Genomic DNA, 8,575 nt, shown 5'->3' on the forward strand with positions numbered 1-8,575 from the left:
ATCGAGCACGACGTAGGCCGCCCACTCATCTCCTTGACCGCCCTCACTGGGCGACGCCCCTCTCCTTGGAGGTTGCCGTCCGAACCCGTTCTTCAGAGCCCGGCTAGGAAAGGGCACCGGTTTCAGGTATCGTTCCGGCGAGTTTCTATTTTTGCCGCTGGAGATTGGGCTTCAAGCAATCCAGCCTTGGCCATATCACGCGGGTCTTGCGGCCCTCCGCCCTGGATACCTCCAGACGGCCACCGCTTTCCTGACATGCTGTTGTCCCCATCGGCTTTCGCCTCCAGGTAAGTCAGGCGACCCAGAAACATTCCTCCAAGTTCCTCCCGAGTGAGTCGGGGATACAACGAAGCGCCTCACGGCGCACAGAAGGCATAGACCCGGCCCCAGGCCGGGAAGTCCGCGGGCATCGCACGCCAGGAAATCCCGCCCGTGACCAGGTAGCGGATCGCGTCGATCATCCAGCGGTGGCAGTAGCCTTCGGGCTGCCCGCCCTTGCCCTCCAGCCAGGCCGGAGCCGGCAGAACGGACGCACCGCCGCCCACTCCGCATCCGTCATGTCCGAGGGATACCGGCGCACCCGATCAGGGTGATCAGCCGCGTTCTCGTACACGTGCACGAGGCAATCACACGATGGAGGGGGCGAGCTGAAGGCAACGGGGTCGGGCGCGTACAACTGCGACAACAGGGCCTCCTGGAACCGCTCGGATGGGATCGCACCCCCGAGCTACCAAGAGGCCCTGCCTTCATGCCCCGCCCACCAAAAGATCACCTGACCAGGAACCCTGTTCGAGCACGTTCCAACACCGGTTGAGAAACGGCTTGTCAGCACCGCGCACTGCCGGGACTGCCGCAGCGACTGGCCACACTGGCGGATCCGCGGCACCGGCGCGGGAAGCGTCACCCGTTCGTGAGCGTACTGCTCATCGCGTGCTCAGCCGTGCTGGCCGGAGCGCGTTCGTTCGCCGCGATCGGCCAGTGGGCCAGGAACGCTCCGCAGGAGGCTCTCACCCGGCTCGGTCCCCGCACCACCAGCGTGTTCGCCATCCGTGTCGCGCCGAGCACGGCGACCGTCCGCCGGATCATCAGGTCCGGCACCCGCAGCTGGGTGCCGCCTCGTCCTCACAGTCGGGGATCTTGGACAGTCGGGCTCAGCTGCCGAGGGTTCGCCAGGACTTTGACCGAGGGATCTCGTTCTGGTCCAGGAAGGTCTGGAAGGCGGTCGGTGGTCTCGGTGAAGGGGTTTCCTGGGGCACTGCCCGAGTGCCGAGTCGTTCGATGTTCACGGCGATGGCTGTGAGGACGTGTTGCAGGTGGGCTTTCGGCTGTCCTTGGTAGCGGCAGCGGCGCATGCCGTGTCCGTGGGCGAACTCGTTGATGGTGCCCTCCACGCCGGAGCGGACCGCGTAGCGGGCCTTCCCTCGGGTGTCTGCTGCTCGGTGCGGACGCGGACTTGCAGGTCGCGGAGTTCGCGTGGAGGGAAGCCCACGTTCCGGGCGCGGTCGCGGGAACTGGTGCACCGAGGGCGGTGCGGACACGGCTGGCACTGGCTCTTGGTGAACCGGGCCACGATCAGGGGTGCCGCGGTGGGCGAGGACGTCGGGTAGGGGCCGTGCCAGCCCGCGCTGACCTGGCCCTGGGGGCAGGTGACCTGTCGGTGGTCGAAGTAGATGTGGAAGTCGTCGCCGTCGAAGCCTTCGTTCTTGCGGTGCTGGCGGGTGGGGTTGCCCGGCAGCGGCCCGCTGACGGCTATCTGGTGTTCGCGGGCGGCTCGTTCCAGGTGGACCAGGGAGGTGTAGCCGCCGTCGACCAGGTGCTCGGCGGGCAGCAGTGCGGCGAGCCAGGCGGGTGTGGATGCCGGGCAGGGCCTGGCCGTCGTTCCGCGGCGGCAGCGGCGCATGCCCACGTCCGTGATCACGTTGGCGCTGTCGGAGGCACACGTCTCGGTGACATGCGCGGCGAACCCCTTCCAACTGATGATGTGCCCGTGACGGGCATAGCGTGCCGTGGTGTCGTAGGGGGAGACGATTGCCGAGGAGGAGGGCGGCAGACCGCCGTCGTCGGTGGTGCGCCAGCGCAGGCGGCGTGCCGCGTCGCGGTAGTAGTTCTGCGCCACGATCTGCCGCAGGGCCTCGGCCTGCGGGCCGGGACGGTAGCCCGGTCCGTGCCGGTGGAGGCGTTCCAGTAGTCGGCAGACGTCGTTGCCGGCGGCGAGGATCCTGGTCTTGGGCCGGGTGGGGTTCTTGCCCAGGCGGACCGGACGGCCATAGCGGCGCCCCCAGTCCTCGTCGACCAGGCCGATCAGCAGATGCCCAGCCGTGCGGTCCACTTCTTCAAGCGCGGCACGGACCGCCTCGTGACCAGTTCCAGCCGGGTCAGGTCGCGCACCGCGGCCGGGACGTGGGTGGAGTCGGTGCGCTGCGTGGTGCGCTCGCCCACGAGGCCGGCCTCCTTGAGACGGGCGAGCACCAGATCCAGGAGTCGGTCGGCGCGGTCGTCCCGCGCGACGCGCTCGCGGAAGTCGGCCAGCACGCTGTGGTGGAAGCCGGGATCCTCCAGCTCCATGGCCATGGCGTACTTGAAATCGATGCGGCAGCGGACCGCTTCCGCTGCCTGCCGGTCCGACAGACCGAGCAGGAACTGCAGCACACAGACGGTGGCCAGCTGGGCGGGCGAGAGGACCGCACGCCCGTCGCGCGGGTACCAGTCGGCGAAGTCCTCGTCGCACCACAACCCGTCCAGCGGCCTCTGACCCCCATCGCCGTCGTACCGGCCGGATTGCTTGCCCGTGCGATCTGGGCGGTCAGAGGCGGACTTGCTCACCGGAGCGGGGATGGAGCGACAACGCCCACCTCGGCAGCTGTATCGGCCTGCGAAACAGCCCGAGCATGCCCGCCGATCACGCTCGCGCACTGGGAAACCCCAAGATCACCGACAGAGTCAAGCTCAGAGCATGGCCGAACAACCACTTCCAAGCAAAGGAAGCTCCCACGGACCCAGAGAAGACGTCAGCCTCGGGAAGGACGCCCGGCAACGGGGGTCGCCACCGGAGCGGTCACTCCACCGGATGAGGCCATACGCTCGCGCCACAACGCCTCCCCCAAACGAGTAAACGCTGTACCTAGGTCCTTCCACTCGTCCTCGGCGAACACCTCATGATCGTAGTCCGCGATCAACTGGGTTGCCCGCTCGAGCACCTTCACGCCGCGGTCCGTCAGCTCTATCACCGCTGCGCGGCCCTGCCCCCCACTCCCGACGGTAGTGACGTATCCGTCAGAGATTAGCGCGTCGATGATCGGATGCAGGCTCTGCACTTTGATCCCCGCTCGCCGCGCCAGTGCGCTGAACGAGATGCCTGGATCATGTCGCAGGTGCCCCAAGAGGCCCAGGCGTCGCAGGGACAGGCCGATGCCCTTCAGTGAGTCCTCTACCCGTCCTTCCAAAAAACGCCCCTGGAGGATCATGGTCATCGTTGGACCCAGTGGGTATCGTGCCGAGCTGGCGTCCCCTGAGTCTGCCATTCACGTCTTCCTTCCCTGGCCATGTCGGAGCACTCCCACCGTATCGGAACAAGCAGGTCGACCGTATGGCCTCGTCTCCTCAAGGACGCTTTACCAACGTCCCGCCCACCTGGGCCCCTCTCCGTGTCACCGCGCACGCCCACACAGCGCTATCAAACCTGAGCTCAGAGTGTTGCCATCACGAGTACAGGTCTCATCTCATGGCACGTCCATCCCGCTACCCGATGGTGTCCCACGAAGTGGTGTAGCCGGTCGAGGGTCGTGAACGCGCGGGTGTCTGCCCGGGGCGTGCATCCGCAATCGCTGAATGCTCCCTGAACAAGGGCAGGCCACCGCGTGTCCCTCCCCTCGTAGCGTGGAGACCGTGACTGCAGGAGAAGTTGGGAGTCATGGCAGACAAGCGACGAAGATTGATGCGGAGTTCCGCGAGGGGGACGTACGGATCGTCACCGAGACCGGCAAGGCCGTCGCCGAGGTCGCGAAGGATCTGGCGATCAACGAGACCACGCTGGCCAGTTGGGTATCGCGGGCCCGTCGCGCGGGTACCGCGCCGGGCGGCGGGAGTGACGTTCAACAGCGTGCTCAAGGGCGAGTACGTCCACCGGCACACTTTCGCCACCCGTGCCGAGGCCCGGATCAGGATCGCCACCTGGATCACCGACTTCTACAACGCGCGGCGGCTACACAGCGTGTGCGGCTTCAAGAGCCTGATCGACTACGAACACGACCACCGAGCCAGCCTCACCGAGGGGCTGGTTGCATAGGAAGGTCTCCACGTTCGGAGGGGACTGACAGTGGCGGAGTTTCGGCTGATTGATCGGGAACTGTATCTGCCCGAGTGCTGGACTGGTGGTCGAGCCGCCGCGAGGTTGCGCATGTCCCGGCCGAGCGAAGGCCAGTCCGCCGGTCATGCGGCGGTGGTGGCCAGCAGGAGGTCGAAGGCGTCATTCGCCTCGTGGAGCACCGCCGTCGCGTCGTGGCTGCCGAGGCGCCACGCCGCCTGGTAGCAGGCGACGGTCAACTGGGCGGCGAGGACGGCGGTGGCCGGCGGGGTGCCGTGGTCGATCAGGTGTTTCTCGAGGAGGTCGGCATAGTGCCGGGTCTTGCGGGTGTGGCGGTCTTCGAGCTCGGGGTGCTGCTTGACCAGACGGTGGTAAACCGCATAGTGGCCGGGGTTGCGGGCGGCCTCGGTGCAGATCGCGAGCAGCAGTCGCCGAGATGTGGCCAGTGCCTGCGCGAGATCCTGGAGCGGCTCGGTGGGCGCATCGCGCATGGCCGCGGTGAGCGCGCGCAGGAAGTCGTCCTCGGCGGCGAAGACGACTTCCTGCTTGTCGCCGAAGTAGCGGAAGAAGGTGGTGCGGCCGATCTCGGCCCGCTGGGCGATCTCGTCCACGGTGACGACATCGAACCCCCGCTCCATGAAGAGCGCGAAGGCTGTCTCGATGATCCGTTCCCGGGTCTGGCGGCGTTTGCGGTCCCGCAATGACTCCACCGGAAACTTGTTCGCGCTCATTCGGCCAGGATATCCGCCCGTCCCGCCCGGCGGTCAGCGTCGACGAGGCGGGCGGCCTCGCGCCACAGCTCCTCCTCGCGGGCCTCGTCGTGCGACTCTGGCGACGACGGCACGTTGCGGCCGCGATCGAGGTAGGACCCGGTCCGGGCGGTCAGCCCGGTCAGGATCGTCTCAGCGAGCCGCGCGCCCGCCTGCTGCGGCGTCATGCCCCGGCCGAGGAATCGCTGAAGCTGGAAGAATCCGTTGAGCACGCCCCGCACGGGCCCCGGGGCGTGGCGGAAGAAATCGGTGCCCGCGACGAGCGCCGGGTTGTAGGAGTAGACACCGACGCTCTCGGGCAGGCGGCGGGCCAGCGCGTGGGTCAGGTAGATGACGCCGAGTTTGCTGGTCGCGTACGCCCGCCCGGCCTCCCGCGCGCCACCGGCACGAGGCGTGGCCAGTAGTTCCGGCGTCTCCCAGCGCGGCGGCGGCGTGGCGCCGAGCGTGTAGCGGAACTGCCCGAAGTGGCAGTCGCTCGAGGTAAGCACGATCCAGCCCGGACCGGTAAACCGGGGCAGCAGCTCCCTGACGAGCAGGTAGTGGGACAGCACATTGACCCCGAAGGTCATCTCGTACCCGTCCGTGGTGCGTTTCTCGGTCGTCGTGACCGTCAGGCCGGCGTTGCCGAGATAGCCACCGAGCGGCGGCAGGTACCCGGTGTCGAGCCCACGCAGAATCTCCTCCACCGCCCGCCTGATCTCGGCGAGCGAAGCGAGGTCACAGTCCACGCCTGTGACCCCGGAAGCGCCGGTGGCCTCGGCGAGTTCCGCAGCGAGGCGTTCGCCGCCGCGGCGAGCCAGCACGACGTAGTGGTCCTGCGGCCGTTCCCGGATCAGCAACTCGACGGACTCGCGGCCGAAACCGCGGGTCACTCCGGTCAACACGATGGTCCGGCTATCCATGGCCGACTCCTCGGCATCGAGTTCCAAATGGTACTCAGTACCGTAACATGCCATGACTCACTTCCACATCGAGCGACGAAACCGCAGCTGACACGCCGCCCGCATTCCCAGGCTCGAACGGATCTACATCCGCGGCGTGTACTCCCCGGCCACGAGGCGTGTGCGGGACCCCGCGAACTGGTACCCGAGCTTCAAGGCGGCGATCGACGGGCTGACCGACAATAAGCGCAAGGGCCAGGTCCTCACGGTGGGCGTGCGGTCGGACGACTCCGACGAGCACGTGGTCAGCCCGGACATGCGGCTCGGCGACGTTGTGACGCGGCCGCACGTCACGATGCTGATCTGGGTGACCCGTCAGGCCGGGACGGTTGCGGGGGAGGCGCCGATGCCCGGTGACCGCCCACCCCCGCCCGCCCCCGCGAAGGGCTGCCTGTGCGGTTGGGGCGGCTGCAGTGGCCATTTCGAGGGGCGGCTGTGGTCCAAGCCGCTCGGCCGCGGCGACTACGTGCCGGACCGCGCCGTGGTCGAACGTCCGGGCGGGGCCGGGTGACCGCTGGTGATTCCCATCCCGCGCGAGCTGCGCCCCTGCCCCGACTGCCACAAGGACGTCCTGTGGACGGTGACCCGGAACGGCAAGTGGCTCCTGGTCGACGGCAAGCCGGACGACCAGAGCAACCAGGCCTGCTACCGGGACGACCCTGCACGTGGAAGTCGCGCTCCCTCGATGCGGCTGGTGCAGAACCGCCCGCCAGGTGGGAGCACCGGTTCATGCCCCACGTGCAGACGTGCTCGAGCCGACGGCCGCAGCAGACGGAGCTGCCCCTGGAGACGCCGCAACCTGCGGTGCGTGCGGCACACACGCGGATCGCGGAGGCCACGTAGGCCGAGCGCGACGCGGTGACCGCCGCCCGCGAGATCGGCATCCAACGGCGGAAGATAGCCGAAGCTCCGCTCACGAACACTGCCCAGGTGTAATTTCACAGAGCCCTCATAAAGAGGGTCTGCAGTTGACTCGGATCTTACCGGAGTCGCCGCCCGGACCGATGGAGCGAAACAGTGGCTGCTGCTGCACAGTCAGCCGCAGACGGACGCAATTGACTTGTCGGCAGAGGAGAGCTGCCTCAGAGCGAGAGTAGCTCCTACGCCAGGAATGAAAGCCAGAACGACGATTGCACCTCGCTTCAGTGGATCGCGCAACACGCTGCCGATTGCAGCCAAATACCCGCATCCGTGGATTGGGCCAGTCAAGGATGCAACGGACGCATTCTGTACCGTGGCGAGATTTATCAGGAGAATTGCCAGGGAGATGAGTTCGACCAGGGCCGCAACCTTTAGGGGGGTGCGGTTGCGGTCCATGTTCACACTCCCGTGGTGGAGCCGGGACGGACGACCATCAACACAGTGACTGCTGCCCACAGCAGGTTGAAAAAGCCGGTATACATGGCTAGTTGGGCAGTGTGTGATCGCTCGATGGTGCCGTTGGTGGTGATGTGCGCGAGGAGCTTGTCTTGGCTGGGCAGTACGAGGACGACGAGGATGCCGGCCGCCGCCGCGGTCAAGATGATCGATGCGATCAACCATGCACTCCCGAGAACGCCCATGTACGAGGCAGTGGCGAACCCCAGTACCGGGACAGCCAGACCGATGCCGGCGTAGACCCGGCAGATTCGGTGGAGGAGTTGGATCGTAGCCGCCGTGGAGGTGTCCGACTCGCTTGCCCCGGCACGGCGGGCAGCCGGCGGGAACATGCTGGCGGCAACGGATACGGGGCCGATCGCGATGATGGCAGCCAGGACATGGAGAGAAAGAAGGATCTTGGTCATGATTCAGTGCGCTTCGCCGATCGTGAATTACGTATGACGAACATTGCCATTCCTATTACTCAGGCGCCCGAAATCGAGCGTCATGTGAAAGACGTTTTGGCTGGCAGACTTATGGTCGCCGCTGCGATTACTTCCTCGCCTACATTGGCATGACTCCGTTCCTTGGCTGGGCCCGTGAACGGCCCTTTCATCGGCGCATACGCTGGCCTACCTCGCCCTGGTCGGTCTCCCACCAGGGGCGGAACCGCTCCGGAGCCCGGGGGGTCCCGGCTGCGACGGAGGTCGGCGCGGCTTCCGGTGCGGGCGTGGGAGCGTCCGGCTCGGTGGTTGGCGGCCGGGTCCGCCGGAGCGGATCCGGCAACGGGGGTGAGCTCGCGGTCGAGGCGCGCGTCCAGCTCGGCGGTCTTGTCCCGCTCCGCGCGCCACCACTGCCCAGCGGGACCAGCAGGTCGAGCAGGATGTTCTGCACCGCAGCCGGCCAGAACAGCACCCGGTCGTAGACGGCGAGCGACGACATGGTTGCCACCACGAGCATGCCGAGCCCGAGCAGCGCGAAAGCCAGGGTCCTGGTCGCCGACCAGCGCTGCCCGGACCTCACCCGTCGGGCCACTCCCGCGACGTACAGCCCGCCGAGTAGGACCACGGTGGGCAGAGCCACCGGGTCGAGCGTCCAGGACGAGAACCCCGTTATCTTTTTCGCGGTCCTGCAACGGGACCGCCGGCCTCCGGGCCCGGTATGACTGTGTCCCCCTGTCGAACGGATGGCCTGGGGGGTGG

General features: G+C 67.2%; 10 protein-coding genes and 2 pseudogenes. 4 read left to right on the plus strand and 8 right to left on the minus strand.

Annotation, left to right across the window (positions count from 1 at the left end; translation table 11 throughout):
• Nucleotides 1-356 precede the first annotated feature (356 nt).
• Entirely contained in the window at nt 357-545 is a 189-nt protein-coding gene (locus tag ACIOHC_RS42585) for a transposase (RefSeq protein ID WP_389638162.1), read from the minus strand.
• Between the two features lie 323 nt (nt 546-868).
• Between ACIOHC_RS42585 and ACIOHC_RS42590 the strand changes: the two genes are divergently transcribed.
• On the plus strand, nt 869-1,300 hold the full coding sequence (locus ACIOHC_RS42590) for a transposase family protein (RefSeq protein WP_401846795.1): 432 nt from the start codon (nt 869-871) through the stop codon (nt 1,298-1,300).
• A 28-nt stretch (nt 1,301-1,328) separates the two neighbouring features.
• Here ACIOHC_RS42590 and ACIOHC_RS42595 read toward each other — a convergent pair.
• The 3 genes and pseudogenes from ACIOHC_RS42595 to ACIOHC_RS42605 form a co-directional block, all read right to left on the minus strand.
• A pseudogene (locus ACIOHC_RS42595) lies at nt 1,329-1,900 on the minus strand (transposase); the annotation flags it as partial.
• A 401-nt stretch (nt 1,901-2,301) separates the two neighbouring features.
• Complete coding sequence (locus tag ACIOHC_RS42600) at nt 2,302-2,823, minus strand: transposase (RefSeq protein ID WP_365694230.1); 522 nt, start codon at nt 2,821-2,823, stop codon at nt 2,302-2,304.
• 185 nt (nt 2,824-3,008) lie between these two features.
• Nucleotides 3,009-3,470 carry a MarR family transcriptional regulator gene (locus ACIOHC_RS42605; protein ID WP_351085825.1) on the minus strand — a complete coding sequence of 154 codons (462 nt, stop codon included), beginning with the start codon at nt 3,468-3,470 and terminating at the stop codon, nt 3,009-3,011.
• A gap of 358 nt (nt 3,471-3,828) precedes the next feature.
• Between ACIOHC_RS42605 and ACIOHC_RS42610 the strand changes: the two are divergent.
• Both ACIOHC_RS42610 and ACIOHC_RS42615 read left to right on the plus strand, forming a co-directional pair.
• Nucleotides 3,829-4,068, plus strand: a pseudogene (locus ACIOHC_RS42610) (transposase); the annotation flags it as partial.
• A 16-nt stretch (nt 4,069-4,084) separates the two neighbouring features.
• Nucleotides 4,085-4,285 carry an IS3 family transposase gene (locus ACIOHC_RS42615; protein WP_351085823.1) on the plus strand — a complete coding sequence of 67 codons (201 nt, stop codon included), beginning with the start codon at nt 4,085-4,087 and terminating at the stop codon, nt 4,283-4,285.
• A 143-nt stretch (nt 4,286-4,428) separates the two neighbouring features.
• On the opposite strand, the gene ACIOHC_RS42620 is transcribed toward ACIOHC_RS42615, so the two are convergent.
• On the minus strand, nt 4,429-5,034 hold the full coding sequence (locus ACIOHC_RS42620; RefSeq protein WP_365694228.1) for a TetR/AcrR family transcriptional regulator: 606 nt from the start codon (nt 5,032-5,034) through the stop codon (nt 4,429-4,431).
• Nucleotides 5,031-5,975 (minus strand): SDR family NAD(P)-dependent oxidoreductase, encoded by a 945-nt coding sequence (locus tag ACIOHC_RS42625; protein ID WP_351085819.1) that lies wholly within the window; start codon nt 5,973-5,975, stop codon nt 5,031-5,033. Before ACIOHC_RS42625 ends, ACIOHC_RS42620 begins: the two co-directional genes overlap by 4 nt.
• 136 nt (nt 5,976-6,111) lie before the next feature.
• Here ACIOHC_RS42625 and ACIOHC_RS42630 point away from each other — a divergent pair, with 136 nt between their 5' ends.
• Nucleotides 6,112-6,525: a hypothetical protein gene (locus ACIOHC_RS42630; RefSeq protein WP_351085817.1), complete on the plus strand. Its 414-nt coding sequence runs from the start codon at nt 6,112-6,114 to the stop codon at nt 6,523-6,525.
• Between the two features lie 808 nt (nt 6,526-7,333).
• On the opposite strand, the gene ACIOHC_RS42635 is transcribed toward ACIOHC_RS42630, so the two are convergent.
• Nucleotides 7,334-7,798 carry a hypothetical protein gene (locus tag ACIOHC_RS42635; protein ID WP_351085816.1) on the minus strand — a complete coding sequence of 155 codons (465 nt, stop codon included), beginning with the start codon at nt 7,796-7,798 and terminating at the stop codon, nt 7,334-7,336.
• A gap of 187 nt (nt 7,799-7,985) precedes the next feature.
• Entirely contained in the window at nt 7,986-8,456 is a 471-nt protein-coding gene (locus tag ACIOHC_RS42640; protein WP_401846794.1) for a cytochrome c oxidase assembly protein, read from the minus strand.
• Nucleotides 8,457-8,575 lie beyond the last annotated feature (119 nt).

Source organism: Streptomyces sp. NPDC088252 (assembly GCF_044740965.1).
Classification (GTDB): domain Bacteria; phylum Actinomycetota; class Actinomycetes; order Streptomycetales; family Streptomycetaceae; genus Streptomyces.